Source organism: Gymnodinialimonas phycosphaerae (assembly GCF_019195455.1).
Lineage (GTDB): Bacteria > Pseudomonadota > Alphaproteobacteria > Rhodobacterales > Rhodobacteraceae > Gymnodinialimonas > Gymnodinialimonas phycosphaerae.
Genome location: NZ_JAIMBW010000001.1, coordinates 913,011 through 930,405, shown reverse-complemented (window position 1 = coordinate 930,405; position 17,395 = coordinate 913,011). Strand labels below are relative to the sequence as shown.

The following is a 17,395-nucleotide window of genomic DNA, read 5'->3' as shown; positions in this document are numbered from 1 at the left end:
GTTCAAACGCAGGGCCCGTCGGCATGTGCCGCGCGGGCCCTTTTTCGTTGGGGACCGCAAGGTCGCGCCGAAACGCTAGGGCGCAGCGCGCAGCGCCAGCACTGCATTGAAGCCGCCAAAGGCAAACGCGTTCGAGAGGCAGGCCTCGACCCTCGCCTCGCGCGCCTCGTTGGGGACCACGTCAAGGGCGCATTCCGGGTCCGGTTCCTCATAGCCGATGGTGGGCGCGATCACGCCATCCTTCAGGGCCATGACGCAGGCCAAAAGCTCAACCGCGCCGGTGCCGCCAATCAGGTGGCCATGCATCGATTTGGTGGACGAGATCATCAGATCATCCGCGTGGTGGCCAAACGCATGGGCCACGGCGGCACATTCCACCTTGTCGTTGGCCGCCGTCCCGGTGCCATGGGCATTGATATAGCAGACGTCCTCGGGGTTGAGGCCGCCATCCTTGAGCGCGCCCGAGATCGCCCGCGCCGCCCCTTGCTGGGATGGCATGACGATATCGGCGGCATCCGACGTCATGGCGAACCCCACAACCTCGGCCAGGATCTCGGCGCCGCGCGCGCGCGCGTGCTCATATTCCTCGAAGATGAAGACCGCCGCGCCCTCGCCCTGCACCATGCCGTTGCGGTTGGCCGAAAACGGACGGCAAGCGTCCTTGGACATCACCCGCAGCCCCTCCCACGCCTTGACGCCGCCAAACGACAGCATCGCCTCGGAGCCGCCCGTCACCATCAGATCGGCGCCGCCGTAGCGGATGATATTGAAGGCTTGCCCCATGGCGTGGTTGGAAGACGCGCAGGCCGTCGCCACGGAAAACGACGGCCCCTTCAGGTTCCATTCCATCGACACATGGGAGGCGGCGGCATTATTCATCAGCTTGGGCACCACGAAGGGGTGAACGCGGTTCTTCCCCTCCTCATAGACGGTGCGGTAGTTTTCATCCCAGGTGTTCACGCCACCACCGGCGGTGCCCAGAACGACGCCTGCGCGCGCCGCCTCATCGCCCGAGAACGTCATGCCATCAAGCGCTTCGCGGGCGGCGATCAAGGTGAATTGGGTAAAGCGGTCATAAAGCGCGATCTGCTGGCGGTTGAACAAGGCTTCCGGATCATAGCCCTTTACCTGTGCGCCGATTTTCACCGACAAACGATCCACATCGCGCAGCTCCAGCGGGCCAATGCCACAGCGCCCCTCGCGGAACGCCTCCAGCGTGGCGGGCACATCGCAACCCAATGCATTGATCGTGCCCTGCCCGGTAATGACAACGCGGCGCATGGGCTAGCCCTTCTGCTCTGTCACCAGTTTCTCGACGGCGCGGATGATCGCCGCCACGGACGAGATGTCGAAATCCGAGGCATCGGGCTCATTGGCATTGAACGGCACCGAGATATCGAAGGCCTCTTCAATGGCGAAGATCGATTCCACAAGGCCGAGACTGTCGATGCCCAAATCGTCGAGCGACGATGTCAGCGTCACATCTTCCTTCTCCAGCACCGCTTGTTCGGCGAGGATCTCGATGATCTTGTCTTGGACAGTGGCCATGGGGTTCTTCCTACTTTCTGGCCATCATCTAGGGCGTCTTGTCGGGCTTGGAAACGGCTTTCTGCAAGTCCGACACGGTGCGTGCCAGGCGCGGCAGGCGGCGCAGCGCCTTGTACATCTCGACATGGGTGTCCATCTTGACCGCCGGGTGGCCCATGATCATGCGGCCCGAGGGCACGTTGGTGAACAGTTTCGACGCGCCTGCCGCCACCACATCATTGCCGATGGTGATGTTGTCGGAGACGCCGCATTTGCCCCCCAATACCACGCGGTCACCCATCGTGACGGACCCCGCGAAGCCCACCTGGCCGCAAATTAGGCAGTCCTTGCCGATAATGCAGTTGTGCCCGATGTGGACGAGGTTATCGATCTTGGTGCCGTTGCCGATTTGCGAACTTTCGATCGTGCCCCGGTCAATGGCGGAATTGGCCCCCACCTCGACGTCATCGCCGATGACCAGCCCGCCAAGGGAATGGATGCGGGCCCAGGATTGCTCGGTCGCGGTGTCGGTCGCGGTTCCCAGGCTTTCGCGCGCCTTTTCCACCATGCTTTTCTCCGGCGTGACGAAGCTGAACCCATCGCCCCCCAGAACCACACCGGGTTGGGCAATGAAACGGTCCCCTATGTGGACACCATGGCAGATCCGGACGCCCTCGTGGATCAAGGCATCGTCGCCGATGACCGCGCCCGCCCCGATACTGACATGGGACGCGATCCGCGCCCGCGCGCCGATCACCGCGCCGGGGCCGATCACCACGAAGGGGCCGATGGCAGCGCCCTCGGCAATCTGTGCGCTGTCGTGAATGACGGACGTGGGGTGATGGCCCGGCTCGATGATCGGGCCACGGTCCATCATCGACGTCAGACCGGCCATGGCATAGCGCGGGCGCGGCGCGATGATCGCCGCCTCCAACCCCATATCCTGCCAATCCATGCCGGGGGCAATCATGGCAACGCGCGCACGGCCCGCCTTCAGGCCGACGGCATATTCCGGCTTCATGGCAAGCGCCAGATCCGTCGCCTGCGCAGAGGCGGGCTCGGCTACGCCGCAGAGCAAAATATCAACGGCGCCCGAGGCTTCTGCCCCAAGCGCCGCTGCAATGTCACTTACGCTGAATTCAGCCATTGTCTTCCCCGAAATGCTCGGGACAAGGGTTAGCTGTTCACGCCCCTGATCTCCACCCCAAGGTTCTGGATCGCCTGGCGCAGGACCGCGTTGCGCCCATAGATGTCGTTGCGGAAGTTCAGGCGGCCCTCGGTATCGACCCACGACGTCCAGTAGACGATATGGACCGGCAGCGGCGTGTCGAGGTTGACCTGCGTCTCGCGGCCCGAGTTCAGGATGGTGTCGAAGAAACTGACGGGATCGGATTCCTGTGCGGCCAGCAGGTGGTAGGCCAGGTCAAACGGGTCATCCAGACGGACACAACCGGCGGAGTATGCGCGGACCTCATGGGTCATCAGGTGCTGGTCCGGGCTGTCGTGCAGATAGATGTTCCACTGGTTGGGGAACATGAACTTCACGAGGCCAAGCGCGTTACTCGGACCGGGGGGCTGGCGCAGGTCGAACGGGAAGTTCGACGCCGAAACACGGGTCCAGTCGACGTTTGCGCGGTTCACCGGGCGACCATTGGCCATCAGTTGCAGGTGGTTCGCCCCGCCCGCAAGGATCGAGCCGATGTAGCCGCGCGCGATCGAGCGCGGCACATACCAACTGGGGTTGATGACCATATGCTCCATCGTGTCCGAGAATTCGGGCGTGCGACGGTCAGAGGCCGTGGAGCCGATGACGGAGCGGGTAATGAAGGTCACTTCGCCATCGTCGATGACGCGCACATGGAAATCGGGCAGGTTCACGAAAATGTGGCGCGGGCCACGCTCGAAGTTGAGCCAGCGCTGACGCTCCATCGCGAGGATCACCTCGGACAGGTGATCGCTGGCCGAGCGGTTGACTGCACGGATCGTCTCGCCACCCGCGATGCCGTCGGCGTTGATGCCGTTGTCGACCTGGAATTCCAGCACCGCCTGCTGCAAGCGCGCGTCATAAGTCGCGGTGGCAGAGCGCTCCAGGTAGCCCATGGCCATCAGGCGGTTGCGCAGTTGCACGACCGCGTTCCCGGTCGCCCCCGGCGCGAGCGAGCCTGCTGCGACGGTCGGCCCATAGCCGCCGTCGTCGATCAGCCGCTCCAGATGCAACTTGGCACGCATCAGGCGGGTATACTCGGGGTGCTGCGGCGGCAGGGTGGAAATGTATTCGAAGGGGTTTGCATCCACGAATTCGGTGAACAGCTCCAACGGATCGCGGCGCGGCAGGGTATGAACAATGTCGCCCACGATGTCGCCGGGCTCCAGGAAGCCGGAATGGATGTCCTGCGCGTATTGAAGGAACAGAAGCGAGGCCTGAACGTCGGCACGGCCCATCTCGTAGGGATTGGTGGCGGACTGGAACGCGGCGACCAGGTCGGTGGTGTCATAGCGCGACGTTGGCAGCCCGTGGTTGCTGGCCTCCGCCAAGGCACTGAACAGCGCGTTGCGGCGATCGGCGGCGTCTGCGGTGGTCCAGATCGGCTGGAAGTCACGCTCGCGGTAGAAGGCGGCAAGCTGCTCCTGCTCGGAAGACGCCTCGGCAATCGCCTGGCGCAGCGCCGAGAAGGCCTGCGCTTCCGCTTGGTTTGGCGTCAGCATCACCGACACCATCGGCGTGCCCGCCAAAGCCAGTGACAGAAGCGAAAGCTTCGCGAATCTCAACATGTTACTCATCCCGGGTCATGAAATGCGGTGCAGCCGTCAATAGCGTTCACACTCGCGTGACGGAACATCCAAGTCCATTCACGTTTTCGTAAGTTTTTCAGCGTAGTTTCAAACATGCAACGGTAGTTTTTCCACCATTGCGATGGTCAAGAGGCGATCATCGAACAGCGTCACCCCCGGAACGTGATCAGCGCGTGAGCTCGAATTTGCCAGCGGATAATCGCTAAACCGGCAGAAAATCGCCTAGAAACGGAGGTATGAGAGGTCGCAGCGCAATAGCACTTCCAGAAAAGTTTCGATTGTGTCATTCCACCCACACTAAGCCTGTGGGGACAGTGCACACTCTGGTTAGGGTCGTTTTGGACAAGCGGCTTCGCTGTGCTGATACGTAACGGGCAGAAAAAAGGGGCAAATACCCAATGACGACTCAACTTACTCGACGCTCGCTTATCAGAGCGTTCGCAGCCACGACTGTTGCCGCAGCACCGGTCATGGCCAACGCTACCGGCCTACTTCGCGGCGCAGGCGATATTCGCAAGCTTCAGATGTATAACGGGCGTGCAGGCGAAAACCTGAACATGATCTACTGGATCGACGGCGACTACATCGCCCCCGCTTTGGAAGAAGTGAACTACTTCATGCGCGATTGGCGCACCGATGGCGTGATCGACATCAGCATCAACACCATCGACATCATGGCCGCCGCCCACAACCTGATGGACACGTCCGAGCCCTACACCCTTCTTTCCGGCTACCGCTCGCCCGAGACGAACGCGATGCTGCGCAGCCGCTCGTCCGGCGTTGCGCGCAATTCGCGCCACATGGTCGGTGAAGCCGCAGACCTGCAATTGCAGTCGCGCTCTGTCAGCCAGATCTTCAACGCGGCCCGTGCATGCAATGCCGGCGGCGTCGGGCGCTACTCGCGCTCCAACTTCGTTCACATGGATTGCGGCCCGGTCCGCAGTTGGGGCGGCTAGAACCTCCCTGCCCGTCCAACACCGAACAACTTGACGCCCCGTGCCATCCGCCGGGGCGTTTTGCTGTCGCGCTACAGCGGCAGGTCTGCGCGACCGCCGTTGCGGTAACGACGTCACCGTGATCGCACCGCCTGTTGGACAAATCCCCTCGCGCCCCCATATCGTGCGGTGACACCAGAGCGGAGGCACCATGACCCAATACACCAAGAACCCCGACGTGATCGCCACCCTGACGCCCGAGCAATTCCGCGTCACCCAGCAAGACGGCACCGAACGTCCAGGCACCGGAGAGCTGCTCCATAACAAGGAGCCGGGGATTTACGTCGATATCGTCTCGGGCGAGCCCCTGTTCGCCTCCAGCGACAAGTTCGACTCGGGCTGCGGGTGGCCGAGCTTCACCAAGGCCATCGACACCTCCATGGTCAACGAGTTGCGCGACATGTCCCTTGGCATGGTCCGCACCGAAGTCCGCTCGACCCACGGTGACAGCCATCTGGGCCATGTCTTCCCCGACGGCCCGCGCGACCGGGGCGGTCTGCGGTATTGCATCAACTCCGCCTCGCTTCGGTTCGTGCACCGCGACGACATGGAGGCCGAAGGCTATGGCGCCTATATTGATCAAGTGGAGGATGTAGCATGAGCACTGAACGCGCAGTTTTGGCAGGGGGATGCTTTTGGGGCATGCAGGACCTGATCCGCAAGATGCCCGGCGTGGAGGCCACGCGGGTAGGCTACACCGGCGGCGACGTGCCCAATGCCACCTACCGCAACCATGGCACCCATGCCGAGGGGATCGAGATCATCTTTGACCCCGCCCGCATCAGCTACCGGCAATTGCTGGAGTTCTTCTTTCAGATCCACGATCCGACCACCCCAAACCGTCAGGGCAACGACCGGGGAATGAGTTATCGCAGCGCCATCTACTATGTCGACGACGCCCAGAAGGCGGTGGCCGAGGATACGATTGCCGACGTCGACGCTTCGGGGCTGTGGCCCGGCAAGGTCGTGACGGAGCTGGAGCCCGTAGGCCCATTCTGGGACGCCGAGCCCGAGCATCAGGACTATCTGGAGCGGATCCCCAACGGATACACCTGCCATTTCGTACGCCCCAATTGGGTGCTTCCGAAGCGTACCGCTGCCGAATAGTGCTCGATAAAGCGCCCCCGAGTGTCCCAGGAACTCGCCCCGGCGCGCCCGGGTGCCCCAACATTTAGATCCGGCGCGCTCGCGTGCCGGGCAGAAGGGCGAGGTATACTTCCGGGTCACACAGCGCGGTGGCCGGGGTGGTGACTGCGGCACTGGCGGCTGAACAGCCGCAGGACAGAACCTCTGGCCACGCCGCCCCGCGTGACATCGCCAAGGTGGCCGCCGCCACGAAGCTGTCGCCTGCCCCCGTCACCGACACCACGGGGACATCGGCCGCAGGCGCAAACCAGCGACCGTTTGCGGTTGCCAGCACCGATCCATCCTTGCCGCGCGCGATGATCACCGCCTCGGCCACGCCGTCATTCACCATGGCCTGCGCGGCGTCCGCGCTGTCGGCGGCACGCGGCAATGGCCTGCCGCACAGCTCTTCCGCCTCTGGGCCGTCCATGCGCAGCAAGTTCATCCCCCGGGCGGCGGCAACCATGGCCACCAGTGCCGCGCCGGACGTGTCCACGACCACGCGAACCCCGCGCGCCACATGAGACATGGCAAGATCCACCAGCGCCTCGGCCGCCAGCCCTGGCGGGAGCGACCCTGACAGAACCAGGATATCACCGGCAACAACGGCCTTGGACAACGGCGGCTCCACGGCGGCCAGATCAGCCGGGATCCAGGTGGGACCGGGAAAGATGAAGCGAAACTGCTCGCCGGTTGACGCTTCGATGACGGACAGGTTCTGCCGTGTCGGTCCGGGCGCGGCCAAGGGCAGAACGTCGATCCCGGCCTCTTGCAAGGCCGTGGCAATCGTCGCCCCCGTGGGGCCGCCCAATGCCACGGCGGCCCGCGCCGTAGACCCAAGCGCGTGTATCGCGCGGGCCACGTTGATCCCGCCCCCGCCCGGATCCGAGCGCGGCGGCGTGCAGCGCAGCTTTTCGCGGGGGCGCATTTCGGCCAGGCTGGTTTCCAGATCCAGCGCCGGGTTCAGCGTCAACGTGACAATCGCCACGGTTCAGCCCGCCGCCAGACGTTGCACTTGGGTCCAGAGGGCTTCCGGCACATCGACCGGGTCGATGTGTTTGCGCGGCGCACCGGGGATCCGCCCCGTGCCCCCGTCAGAGGCGATGACATCCGCGACACGCGCCAGACGTTCCGCCAGGACATCCTGCCCCGCATGGGCATTCGCATCGATCAGGATATAGGACTGGCCCAGATCATGGGGATTTCCATCCGGCAGCTTCAATCCCTTTACATCCAGAGAGTTGACCGATCCGGTCAACCCTGCCGCCATCACCTCCACCAATAGACCAAAGGCCCACCCCTTGGGCCCCGCCGCACTTAGCAGCGCGCCTTTCAGCGCCGCGTCTGGGTCCGTTGTGGACGCGCCGTCCGCGTCCACGGCCCATCCCGGCGGGATCGCCTCGCCTGCCGCTTTCGCCATGGTGATCTTGCCCAGGGCAACCGCAGAGGTCGAGAAATCCGCATGCATCAGCGGTGCACCGTCCCCGGGGATCGTCATCGCTATGGGGTTGGTGCCAAGAACCGGCGCTTTGCCGCCGGGTGCCGCGACAATGGCAGAGGCATTGGTAAAGCCGAGGGCGATCAGGCCCTCTGCCGCGATCTGTTCGGTGAAATACCCCAGTGACGTACAGGTATGGGCGTGGGCGACGGTCAAGGTGGCAACGCCCACCTCTCGCGCGGCCTCAACGGCCAGGGGCAGCGCCCGGGCAAAGGCCGGTTGCGCGAAGCCGAAGCGCGCATCGGACCGCACGACGCCCGCTTTGGGACGCGAAACGTCGGGCACCAAGGTGCCGTCGACCCGCCCTGAGGCAAGCTGGGTGCAATAGCTTTCCAAGTAATAGAGCCCGCAGATGATGTTCCCGGTCTCCTCTGCCCGGGCGACGGCCTTTGCGACCTCGGCGGCCTGAAAAGGGCCTGCGCCATGGGCCAGAAGCGCGGCCTCGGAGGCGGCGCGGATGTCGGAAATGGAGACGTGCATCGGGGGCCCTCGGGTCAGAAATCAGTCGTCGCAGCGAACCCGATTGACGCGCGCGGCACAAGGCCCCCGTCACTCGATGCGTAATTCCGTCACTTCCGTGTCGGCATAATGGGTGCCCGGATAGGTCGATACGATCCCGATCTGAAGCCACATCTGCGGGTCGATGTCGCCCAACTCGATGGTTTGCCAGTCACCGGTGTCGCGCAGCTTGGTGTTCATCGAAAAACCCGATGATCCGGTGATCCGCACCTCCCGGACGCGCGCGTTGCGGGTATAGGTGCGATTGGTCTTGGTGTAGCCATTCACGACGCGGATCCGGCGCACCTGGGTTTCGGCCTCGAACTCCCAAGCCAGGGTTTGCCCCCTGCCGCGCCCGCTGACACCCTCGTTCCAGGCAGTCCGCAGGTTGTCGTCGAACAGATGTGGCGGCCAGTAGGAATTGGTGCCAGCCGGTGGCAATGCGCTGGAGGCGCAGAAGGTGCGCGCCCCCACGCCGGGGCCGGTGAACCCGGTCGACGTGGTGCAGACCCGGTTTCCCTGGGACGGCCGGGGGCCATGGACGGGCCGACGGCGTTCATCTTCCAAGCGCTCCATTTCCGCAAACTGGAAAATCACCAGAGCCCCATAGATCGGGCAGGTCCCGTAGGTCGCCTGGAACGCGGTAAGTGCGCCGAGGGCCGCGGCGGTGTCGAAATCAGGCCGCGCGCTGAGCGCTTCCCACTCCGCCCGCGCTGGCGCGCAGGGGTCAGGTGGCGGCGCTTGCAAAGTTGCCAAGCGCTCGGACGCCAAGGCTACCATGAAGGCACAATCCTGATGCGAGGCGAGGTAGGCCTCCAGCACAGCGGGGCTGGAGCTGTCGGCGACCAGCGCCCAATCCAGCCGCGCGGTGGCGCAGGGGGTGGTGCTGGGGGTGCGTTCCGGGACGCCATCCGGCGCGGACGCGGGTGCTTGGGGCTGGGTGGAAGCCGGGGGCTGCGTGGGTGTTGGTGTGGGGCCTGGAGTGCCGGTGGCCACCCCTTCCACCGTCTCTTCTTCCAAAAGAAAGAAGAAATCCCCCGTTACCTCGTCATAATAGGCGGGCCGCTGGGAATACCCGACGGAACTGGCGAGGTCCTGGACATCGCGCCGCAAGCGCCGCGCGATCTGATGGATCGGCAGGCCCGGCTCGGACAGCAGCGGCAACAGCGCGCGGGTGAACACGGAATTGGGGTTTGGATCATCGTCCGACAGGCGATCGAGGGCCGCCTGTCCGGTCCCGGCCGAGAACATGATGAACGCGCCCTCGGGCGCTTCCAGCCGTGACAGGCCCGTGCTGCGCCCAAGGCTACGGGTGCCTTCCGTCGGAAAGGGGTTGTCGCGGCATGCGTCAAGGATCAGCAGGCTGACCCTTGCGCCCGAGGCCTGCATATCGGCCAGCACGTCATCGGCAGCAAGGCTTTCGCTGGTCAGCAAACGCTCTTCTCCGGGGCGCATGGCGGGCACATCCGTGGGCAGCAGGTAGTTGCGTCCCTCGACCTCCACGCCGTGACCGGCGAAGTAGAACACCGCGTCATCGCCGGGTTGAAGCTGCCCGACAAAGGTGTTGAGCGCGCGAAACATGTCGCGGCGGTTCGCGTCTAGAAGGACGGTGACGTCGAACCCCGTGTCTTCCAGCGCAACGCCCACGGCCTCGGCATCGTTGCGGGCCTTTTGCAGGTCCGAGACGTTGACGTAGTCATCGATCCCGATAACCAGCGCGTGGCGATCCTGGGCGCTGACCACCGACGCCAGACCGACAAACCACACCAACACCCATATGAAAGTCTTCATCCAACCACACCACTTGTCATAGCTCGATCAGTCTTTCGCCAAGCTCCATGTACGCTCTCATCGCTGCAACGGTTCCGGGCCCGATAACGCCGTCGATTGCGCCATCGTACCTGCCTCTTTCACGCAAAAGCTCCTGCATCTCGCGGCCCACGGCGCCGTTGAATTCTGCGGGGTTGCGGAGGGCGTAATCGTGCCCCGCCGCCAGACCGCTCACAAACCACTGTGCGGCCTCGCGCGCATTCACCGGCACGCCGTTGCCGTATTGGTACTGCCAACCAATGTAGTAATGCGCGAACGCGTCACCCAGTGCGACGGCCCGCTGGAACCAATGCATCGCCTCGGCGTGGCTGACGGCCACCCCATAACCTTCGCGGTACATGACACCCGTGTTGCGCATGCCGGCCGCATCGCCACCCTCGGCGGCCTGGCGAAACAACTCGGACGCGCGGTTGCGGTCGGCGGTGACGCCGCGTCCATTGAAATAGAAGGCCCCCAGGTGCGTCGCCGAAGCAGCGTCCCCCGCATCGACCCTTTGCTGATACCATTGCGCGGCGTCTGCGTCGCTTTGGGCCACGCCGTCGCCCTCTGCAAACATCTGGCCGAGGTGCCGCATGGCGCGCCCGTTGCCTTCCTCTGCCGCGCGCGACAGCAACAGATAGGCCTGGTCCGGGTTGCGCGCGACCCCCTCGCCGAGGCGATGGCCGATGCCAAGACGGGCCGCCGCCTCGGCCGAGCCCGCGTCCGAGGCGGTCTGAAACCAGCGCGCGGCCGCGCTTTGGTCCTGCGCCACGCCCAATCCTTCGGACAGCATGAACCCGAATTGGGTCATGGCGTTGACGTTGCCAGCTTCTGCCCCACGCTCGAACCACCGGGCCGCCTGGGCATCGCTCTGGGCAAAGCCTGTCCCGTCGCGGTACATCCGCCCCGTCCAATACATGGACGACGGCCAGCCCTATTGCGCGGCCCGAAGGTAAGCCTCGGCGGCGCGGTCGTAATCCAGCGGAACCACCTCGCCGCGATAGTAGAGGGAGGCGTAGTTGTGCCACCCGTAAGCGGCCCCCAGTTCTCCGGCAGATTGGAATAGCTCGGCCGCCCGGGCCCCGTCGGCGGCGACACCGCGCCCGGTCTGGTACAGGCTCCCAAGGTTGCTGGCGGCCATGGGATTGGCGTGGGCGGCCTCTTCGTAAAATGACACCGCTTCTTCAAAGTTTCCCGCCGCGTGGGCAGCGCGTCCCAGCAGCGCAAGCACGTGCGTGCCCTCCGCGCTGGCGCGGTCAGTGATTTGGACCAGCGCCGCGGCGCAGCGGGCCCGCGCTGTGGCCTGGGCCGCGTCTGCGCGCAGGTCCGCGATGGAGGTGTGGTCCGGATCGGCGGCGGCCACGCAGGCCTGCACAGGGACCGAGACGTCGCCCTGGGGTGAAGGGGTGTGCGCAGGCGTGTGGGTGGGTTCAAGGGTCGCCGCAGGTGGTGACGGCGCGGGCGTGGCGGTCAGGGCAGCAAGGCGCTCGGACGCCAGCATCATCATCAGCGGACAGCCGCTGTGGGCGGTGCGGTAAGCCTCCAACAGGGCGACACCCGGCGTTTCCCCGATCAGGGACCAATCCGCGCGGGCGGCAGCGCACGGATCAGCCGAGCCTGTGGGAGCGTCGGGCAGCGCGCCACGGGTCACGACCAGTTCTTGCCCCGGCGCAACGCTTGGCACATCGGCGGGCAGCAGGTAATTGCGCCCGTTGATCTCCACCCCATGGCCCGCGAAGTAGAACACCACCTCATCTCCGGGATTGAGCTGGCCCGAGAACCGCGTGAGTTCCGTCAGCAAAGCCGTTTCATCGACATCGATCAGAAGCTGTGTGCGAAAGCCCACCTCTTCCAACGCGCCCGCCACGGCGCGCGCATCGTTGCGTGCCTTTTCTAAAGATCCGACGTTCTCATAGGTATCGATGCCGACCACGAAGGCGTGGCGGGTTTGGGCGTGGGCCGTGGCGGACCAAAGCAGGCTAAGGCACAAGCACAGCGCGAACAGGATGCGCCCCGCAGGCAAGAGGGAACGTCTGGGGCTCATGGCTGCGTGCTCACATACGAAAAGTCGAGGCGATCACTCTGGAGGTATCCGTTTCTGCACGCGTCATCGCGCGTTGGATAGGACCCTTGAAGGGTCACCCGCTGGCCCACGGCGGTGCCCGACACGTCATATTCAAGCATCCCACATGAGTTGGAAAACCGCCGCGCCTGCCCAGTCAATTACCCGTCCACCAGCGTTCCCGAAAGCAGCAACGTGCCCGGTGTCACCCCTTGGGCCGCGATGCCGGCGCGGGGGCGGTAGTACCAAACCCACCGCTGCGTGCCGCGGCTTCCCCACGCCATGCCAAAGCCGTTGTGATCCCAATAGGTGATCCGCTCGCCCCCGAACCGAGGCGCCCAGGCAACCGGGTTCCCCCCTGTGGCGGGGCAACTTAGGCCCCACTGCCGACTGGGTTTGCCCCGATGGACGGCTGCACCGTTTGCGGTATCGGTTGGGGCACGGGCTGCGGCAGCGTGATCAAAGCCGCCAAGCGGTCCGAGGCCAATGTCATCATCAACGGACACCCGCTATGGGCCGCGCGGTAGGCTTGAAGCACGGCCACGCTGGGGCTGTTGCCCAGAAGCGCCCAATCAGCCCGGGCAGTAACGCAGGGATTGACTGCAACCGGTGGCGCTACCCGCGCCATGGGTGTAGGCACCACGGCAGCCCCCGGAGGCGTTGTGACAGGCGCTGGCTGCTCAGCGACGGCTCGGATGCGGTTAATCACAAACTGCCCCCCACCCTGCATTCGGTCCCGGTAGACAGGAAACTGCTGGTGCTGATCGCCTGCGGCCAAGGCCTGCACGTCACCGCGCAGGCGGCGGGCGATGTCGACGATGTCGATGCCGGGCTCTTCTATCAGGGGCAGAAGCGTGCGGGTGAAGACGGAATTCGGGTGCGGGTCATCGTTGCTGAGACGGTCCAGCGCCGTTTGCCCTTCGTCGGCGGAATACATCATGAAGACGCCGCGCGGCGGCTGCGTGATCGCAAGGCCCGCGTCCCGCCCGAGCGAGCGGGTCGACAGCCCCTCGAACGGATTATTGCGGCAGGCGTCCATGATCACCACGGACAGGCGCACGCCCGTGGCGGTGATCTGATCAAGAATGAACTCCTGCCCAATGCTTTCCGCGATGATCAGCGCCTCGCTGGATTGTTCCAGCGCGGAGGCGTCAGCGGGCACCAGGAAATTGCGGTTCTCGATCGCAACGGCGTGGCCCGCGTAGAAGACCAGCGCTTCGTCATCGGGCCCAAGGCGATCGAGGAACCGGGTCAAAAGAAGCACGAAATCGCGGCGGCTCAAGTCATAGCCCGCGTCCACGGTGAACCCCGCCCGCTCCAGGCTATCGGCCATGGCACGGCCATCATTCACGGCCTTTTCCAAAGACCCGAGGTTGTCATAGGCGTTGATGCCGATCACCAGCGCATGCCGTTCCTGCGCGGAGGCCGCGTTGGGTATGGCAAGTGCAAGCGCAATGGCCGCACACAGAAGGCGGATCGCAAACATCTCAGCTCACTCCCACGCGACTTCGAGGTTGATCACCTCGACACGGCGGTTTGCGGCGGCAGAGGGATCCTGGGGGGTGAGCAGTTGCTCGAACCCGAAACCCACAGCCACAAGTTGCTGTTCCGGCAGCCCGAAGGCTTCGATCAGGAAACTGCGGACCGAGGCCGCGCGCCGCTCGGACAGGTTCTGGTTGTAGGCGGCGCTGCCGACGCCGTCGGTGTGACCGGCCAGGATGAAGCGGGACCCGGAAAGACCCTCGGACGACAGCGCCTGCCCGATAGTTACCAGATCCGCCATCACATCGGCGCGCAGGTCGTCGCTGTCGTAGTCGAACGGAATGTCCAGATCGATGCGCGGCAATTCCCGCTCCATCGCGATTTCGGCCACTTCGGCGCGCACCTCGACAGTAAGCCCGCGCGTGGGAAGCCGTTCCAGGAACAACACCTCCTCTGCCGTGGGCCCGGACACGACGGGTGCTGCGCCAAGGCTGCGGGTGATGCTGGAAGACGGCTCTGGACGGATCAGCGCATCCAGCAGGCTGTCCACGTCAAGCGCCTCTTGCGCCGTGCCGACGCCAGGCCACGCGAGGCATGCGACCAAAACGGCCCGTTGGATCGTGGTTGAAATCGGCATCGGCTTTCCCCCCTGAAATTGCAGGTTCCGGGGCAGGCTTTGACCCGCCCCGCGTAAGTATCATCAGCCCAGAACGTCAATCGTGACGCTGGCAAAGGCACTGCGGCCCGCATCGTCTTCGACGCGGTTGGCGGCCTCGACGGTCAGGCCCCGGAACAGCGGCTGGTAGCGTTCGTGGGCCACGGCGACCATTTGCGCCGCATCAATCGCGGGCTGGCCCGAGGACGGCTCTCGGCAGTAGGCCAGCAGCGTTTCGCCCACGCCGGGGCGATCAAAGCGCAACTGCAAGCCAGAGGCCGCCTGCGGGATCAAACGCCGTTCATCCGGTTGGATCAGCTCTGCCCCGATCACCGCTTGCGGCAACTCGACGATGGCATCGTTGATCTCCACATAGATGATCTGAAGGATGCAGGCGCGGTTGGTCGAGACCTCGAAGGTCAGCAGATCATCCACATAGACCTGCTGGCGCGGCACGTGCAGCGTGATTTCCAGCGGGTCGGCATGGGTAACGGGCGCGACATAGGCGGGAACGTCGACGCGCGGCGCATAGGCATCGGCATCGGCCCCGACAGCGATTTCGATGGCGGCCACGGCGGCGGCCTCATAAGCGCCCCCGGCAACCTGATAATCTACGGTCCCGGGATGATAATCCAACGCATCCAGCAGGGTCAGGCGCGGCAGAAGCGCGGCCCAATGGGTGTCGACCTCATCCTGCGTCACCAAAAGCCCATTGTCGAAGCGCTGCACCCAGCCCGAGACCAACTGCGCCAGATGCGGATCGCCGATCTGCCGGGCGCGGGTGCGGAATTCTTCCTCGGTCAGGAAGAAACGCTGCGCCAGATCGGCAATGTCGAGCCTGCGGAACCGGAAATCGGCCAGCCAGGTGACGATCTCGCCGCTGCCATCGGGTGCCAGGATGGAGGCCTCGCGCCCCGCCACAGTGCGCTGGGTGGCGTTCATCGCGCTGAGTGCTGCCACGAAGGTCTCCGTGTCGCGGCGGAAATACTCATCCAACACCGATTGTTCGGGATACATGCGCAACAGCACATCACGCTGCCGGATATCGAAGTGGGGCGCGGTCTGGATGAAGGACCGAATCTCGTCGCGGCGCGCAATCATGCCGTTGTCGTGGCAGGCAAAGCAGGACCGCCCGTTGACGAGCTCGATCCCCCGGCCAATGGGCCGCTCGCGGAAGGACACGATGGAGGTCGGCCCCTCGGACAATCGCCGCCCGTCGGCTTCGGACAGGTAATAGCCCTGCATGCCATTGGGCAGCGAAAAGATCATCTCGCCGCCGTCATGTTCAAACGGGGCGGTGCCCGAAACGGTCAAGCCCATCTCGGCGGGGCCATCGGGGTGGGTGATCAACGACTGACTGCCATCGGAACCCGCGAAATCATACGAGCGCCAGTAATAGCCCCCGCGCGGTAGATCAAAACGCTCCAGCATCCGATTGTGGTCCGACACGCCCGAGGACGCCGCCAGGAACCCGGCCCGGATCAAGCGCATTTCACGGATCTCGCGGAACACGTCGATGCCCATGCGCGCCTCCAGCACGGCGATGTTATCGGGCAGGCGCAGCAGCATGTCGTAATACGGCTGCTCGGAGGCATGGCGCGTGAACCAATCGGCTTGCAGGATCGGCACGGCGCTGCCCGTGTAGTTGGCGATCACGCCCAACATCGGGTCCGACGTGGGGCTGACGGCATAGGGATATGGGGGGGCCAACTCATCCCAGGCGGCGGCGGTAACTCCGGCCTCTACCGCACCTTGGGTGTGGACCCGTTCCGTCAAGGCCCGCCAATCGTCGGCGGTCCAGCCGAAGTCGCGCAGGTCGATGCGCACCAGCGCGCCATCGGTGCGCGCGACGGGGGTGACCTGCTGGATCGTGGGCGCGCGAAAGACCGAGTTGATGAACTTGTTCAGGCCCGCGTGAATGTAATGCATCGGATTGCGCAGGGCACCTTCCTGGGTGCAGTCGATCTCGGGCATTGGCAGATGCGCGAAGCTGAAATAGCGGATGTGCTGGCGGTCCTGTTCATCGATTGCGCCAAGGTCTGCCACGGCAGCACCGACCATTTCCTCGAACGAGCCGCCGACTAACTCCGGCATTGCCGGGCGTGCGACGGCGGTGCGGGCGGCTTCCACGGCAGGCGCGGCAGCCTGCGGCACCGAAGGCGCCGGGGCAAGCGCGTCAATCCAGGCGACCAGCGCTTGCAGTTCCGCCGGTTGCAGGCGCGGACGGTTCGGCGTGGGCATCCGGTTGCTGGCGATTGTGTCGTAAAGCAGCGAGGCTTGGTGATCGCCCGACACAACAGCGGCAGGATCGCGCGCCAGTTGCGCCATGGGGCCGGTCAGGAAGCTGCGCTGGTAGGTCATGCCGGGGCCGTGGCAGCTGCGGCAATGTTCATCCAGGACGGCACTGACGGCTGCCTCGATCTCGGGGGAGACACCCACGGGGGACGCGGCAGCAGGCACGGCGGCGGCGGGCGTCACCGCCTCATCGGGCACGGCGCAGAAGGCATCGACGCGGTTCATCAGGGACGTGGCGCCGGTCATGTCCATGACCTCGGGCGCGGCTTGCTCGACCACCTGCGCGACTTCGACCACCAGCGCTTCCGCGCCGCTATCCAGTTGCTGCACCGTGCTGGGGTCAACCGGCGCGCCCATCAGATAGGCATAGATCGCCACGCGATCTTCGTGGGATAGTCCCCCCGTGGCACGAGCAACACGGCGCATGGTGGCACTGGTCATCGGCAGGCCGTCAAGGCGCATGCCTTCGGCCATGACACCGTTCACGAAGGCTTCCGCCGAGTACAGCGCCAAACGCTCGGCGTTGATCGCGCCTGCATATTCGCCGATCATCGTGGATTGACCCGCGAAGGCGTCGTCGTGGTTCAACCGCTCTGAGAGGCGGCCTTCGCGCGGGGTATGGCAGCCCGCGCAATTGCCCAAGGCCTCCACCAGAT

At 64.8% G+C, this 17,395-nt stretch carries 16 protein-coding genes; 3 read left to right on the top strand and 13 right to left on the bottom strand.

Annotation, left to right across the window (positions count from 1 at the left end; all coding sequences use genetic code 11):
* Positions 1–75: 75 nt before the first annotated feature.
* The 4 genes from KUL25_RS04600 to KUL25_RS04585 are packed head-to-tail and all read right to left on the bottom strand — an operon-like array spanning position 76 to position 4,299.
* A complete protein-coding gene (locus tag KUL25_RS04600) occupies positions 76–1,281 on the bottom strand; it encodes a beta-ketoacyl-[acyl-carrier-protein] synthase family protein (protein ID WP_068354959.1) in 1,206 nt (401 codons plus the stop codon).
* Positions 1,282–1,284: 3 nt separating this feature from the next.
* A complete protein-coding gene (locus KUL25_RS04595) occupies positions 1,285–1,548 on the bottom strand; it encodes an acyl carrier protein (RefSeq protein ID WP_068354961.1) in 264 nt (87 codons plus the stop codon).
* Between the two features lie 28 nt (positions 1,549–1,576).
* Positions 1,577–2,674, bottom strand: a complete 1,098-nt coding sequence (locus tag KUL25_RS04590) for a UDP-3-O-(3-hydroxymyristoyl)glucosamine N-acyltransferase (protein ID WP_257891860.1) — start codon at positions 2,672–2,674, stop codon at positions 1,577–1,579.
* Between the two features lie 29 nt (positions 2,675–2,703).
* A complete protein-coding gene (locus tag KUL25_RS04585) occupies positions 2,704–4,299 on the bottom strand; it encodes a L,D-transpeptidase family protein (protein WP_257891859.1) in 1,596 nt (531 codons plus the stop codon).
* Between the two features lie 419 nt (positions 4,300–4,718).
* Between KUL25_RS04585 and mepK the strand changes: the two genes are divergently transcribed.
* The 3 genes from mepK (at position 4,719) to msrA (ending at position 6,422) form a co-directional block, all read left to right on the top strand.
* Positions 4,719–5,276 carry a peptidoglycan L,D-endopeptidase MepK gene (mepK, locus tag KUL25_RS04580; RefSeq protein ID WP_068354970.1) on the top strand — a complete coding sequence of 186 codons (558 nt, stop codon included), beginning with the start codon at positions 4,719–4,721 and terminating at the stop codon, positions 5,274–5,276.
* 190 nt (positions 5,277–5,466) lie between these two features.
* Complete coding sequence (gene msrB, locus KUL25_RS04575) at positions 5,467–5,916, top strand: peptide-methionine (R)-S-oxide reductase MsrB (protein WP_068354972.1); 450 nt, start codon at positions 5,467–5,469, stop codon at positions 5,914–5,916.
* Positions 5,913–6,422 carry a peptide-methionine (S)-S-oxide reductase MsrA gene (msrA, locus tag KUL25_RS04570; protein WP_068354974.1) on the top strand — a complete coding sequence of 170 codons (510 nt, stop codon included), beginning with the start codon at positions 5,913–5,915 and terminating at the stop codon, positions 6,420–6,422. Before msrB ends, msrA begins: the two co-directional genes overlap by 4 nt.
* 64 nt (positions 6,423–6,486) lie before the next feature.
* Here msrA and KUL25_RS04565 read toward each other — a convergent pair whose 3' ends face one another.
* From KUL25_RS04565 to KUL25_RS04525, 9 genes are all read right to left on the bottom strand, one after another.
* Entirely contained in the window at positions 6,487–7,428 is a 942-nt protein-coding gene (locus KUL25_RS04565) for a 1-phosphofructokinase family hexose kinase (RefSeq protein WP_257891858.1), read from the bottom strand.
* A 3-nt stretch (positions 7,429–7,431) separates the two neighbouring features.
* On the bottom strand, positions 7,432–8,418 hold the full coding sequence (locus tag KUL25_RS04560; RefSeq protein ID WP_257891857.1) for an Ldh family oxidoreductase: 987 nt from the start codon (positions 8,416–8,418) through the stop codon (positions 7,432–7,434).
* 69 nt (positions 8,419–8,487) lie between these two features.
* Positions 8,488–10,227 (bottom strand): caspase family protein, encoded by a 1,740-nt coding sequence (locus tag KUL25_RS04555; RefSeq protein WP_257891856.1) that lies wholly within the window; start codon positions 10,225–10,227, stop codon positions 8,488–8,490.
* 16 nt (positions 10,228–10,243) lie between these two features.
* Positions 10,244–11,164: a tetratricopeptide repeat protein gene (locus KUL25_RS04550; RefSeq protein ID WP_257891855.1), complete on the bottom strand. Its 921-nt coding sequence runs from the start codon at positions 11,162–11,164 to the stop codon at positions 10,244–10,246.
* Positions 11,165–11,179: 15 nt separating this feature from the next.
* Positions 11,180–12,289, bottom strand: coding sequence for a caspase family protein (locus KUL25_RS04545; protein ID WP_257891854.1), 1,110 nt, complete (start codon positions 12,287–12,289; stop codon positions 11,180–11,182).
* A 179-nt stretch (positions 12,290–12,468) separates the two neighbouring features.
* Positions 12,469–12,591, bottom strand: a complete 123-nt coding sequence (locus tag KUL25_RS04540; protein WP_257891853.1) for a hypothetical protein — start codon at positions 12,589–12,591, stop codon at positions 12,469–12,471.
* A gap of 89 nt (positions 12,592–12,680) precedes the next feature.
* Entirely contained in the window at positions 12,681–13,793 is a 1,113-nt protein-coding gene (locus tag KUL25_RS04535; protein WP_257891852.1) for a caspase family protein, read from the bottom strand.
* Between the two features lie 6 nt (positions 13,794–13,799).
* Entirely contained in the window at positions 13,800–14,426 is a 627-nt protein-coding gene (locus KUL25_RS04530; RefSeq protein WP_257891851.1) for an OmpA family protein, read from the bottom strand.
* 63 nt (positions 14,427–14,489) lie between these two features.
* The gene (locus KUL25_RS04525) at positions 14,490–17,381 is read right to left on the bottom strand and encodes a c-type cytochrome (protein WP_257891850.1); all 2,892 of its coding nucleotides are present in this window, start codon (positions 17,379–17,381) and stop codon (positions 14,490–14,492) included.
* Between the last annotated feature and the right edge of the window lie 14 nt (positions 17,382–17,395).

Excerpts from the sequence above, each read along its gene's own strand:
- KUL25_RS04600 (WP_068354959.1), bottom strand. The coding sequence starts at position 1,281 with ATGCGCCGCGTTGTCATTACCGGGCAGGGCACGATCAATGCATTGGGT.
- KUL25_RS04595 (WP_068354961.1), bottom strand. The coding sequence starts at position 1,548 with ATGGCCACTGTCCAAGACAAGATCATCGAGATCCTCGCCGAACAAGCG.
- KUL25_RS04590 (WP_257891860.1), bottom strand. The coding sequence starts at position 2,674 with ATGGCTGAATTCAGCGTAAGTGACATTGCAGCGGCGCTTGGGGCAGAA.
- KUL25_RS04585 (WP_257891859.1), bottom strand. The coding sequence starts at position 4,299 with ATGTTGAGATTCGCGAAGCTTTCGCTTCTGTCACTGGCTTTGGCGGGC.
- mepK (WP_068354970.1), top strand. The coding sequence starts at position 4,719 with ATGACGACTCAACTTACTCGACGCTCGCTTATCAGAGCGTTCGCAGCC.
- msrB (WP_068354972.1), top strand. The coding sequence starts at position 5,467 with ATGACCCAATACACCAAGAACCCCGACGTGATCGCCACCCTGACGCCC.
- msrA (WP_068354974.1), top strand. The coding sequence starts at position 5,913 with ATGAGCACTGAACGCGCAGTTTTGGCAGGGGGATGCTTTTGGGGCATG.
- KUL25_RS04560 (WP_257891857.1), bottom strand. The coding sequence starts at position 8,418 with ATGCACGTCTCCATTTCCGACATCCGCGCCGCCTCCGAGGCCGCGCTT.
- KUL25_RS04555 (WP_257891856.1), bottom strand. The coding sequence starts at position 10,227 with ATGAAGACTTTCATATGGGTGTTGGTGTGGTTTGTCGGTCTGGCGTCG.
- KUL25_RS04550 (WP_257891855.1), bottom strand. The coding sequence starts at position 11,164 with ATGTATTGGACGGGGCGGATGTACCGCGACGGGACAGGCTTTGCCCAG.
- KUL25_RS04545 (WP_257891854.1), bottom strand. The coding sequence starts at position 12,289 with ATGAGCCCCAGACGTTCCCTCTTGCCTGCGGGGCGCATCCTGTTCGCG.
- KUL25_RS04540 (WP_257891853.1), bottom strand. The coding sequence starts at position 12,591 with ATGGCGTGGGGAAGCCGCGGCACGCAGCGGTGGGTTTGGTACTACCGC.
- KUL25_RS04535 (WP_257891852.1), bottom strand. The coding sequence starts at position 13,793 with ATGTTTGCGATCCGCCTTCTGTGTGCGGCCATTGCGCTTGCACTTGCC.
- KUL25_RS04530 (WP_257891851.1), bottom strand. The coding sequence starts at position 14,426 with ATGCCGATTTCAACCACGATCCAACGGGCCGTTTTGGTCGCATGCCTC.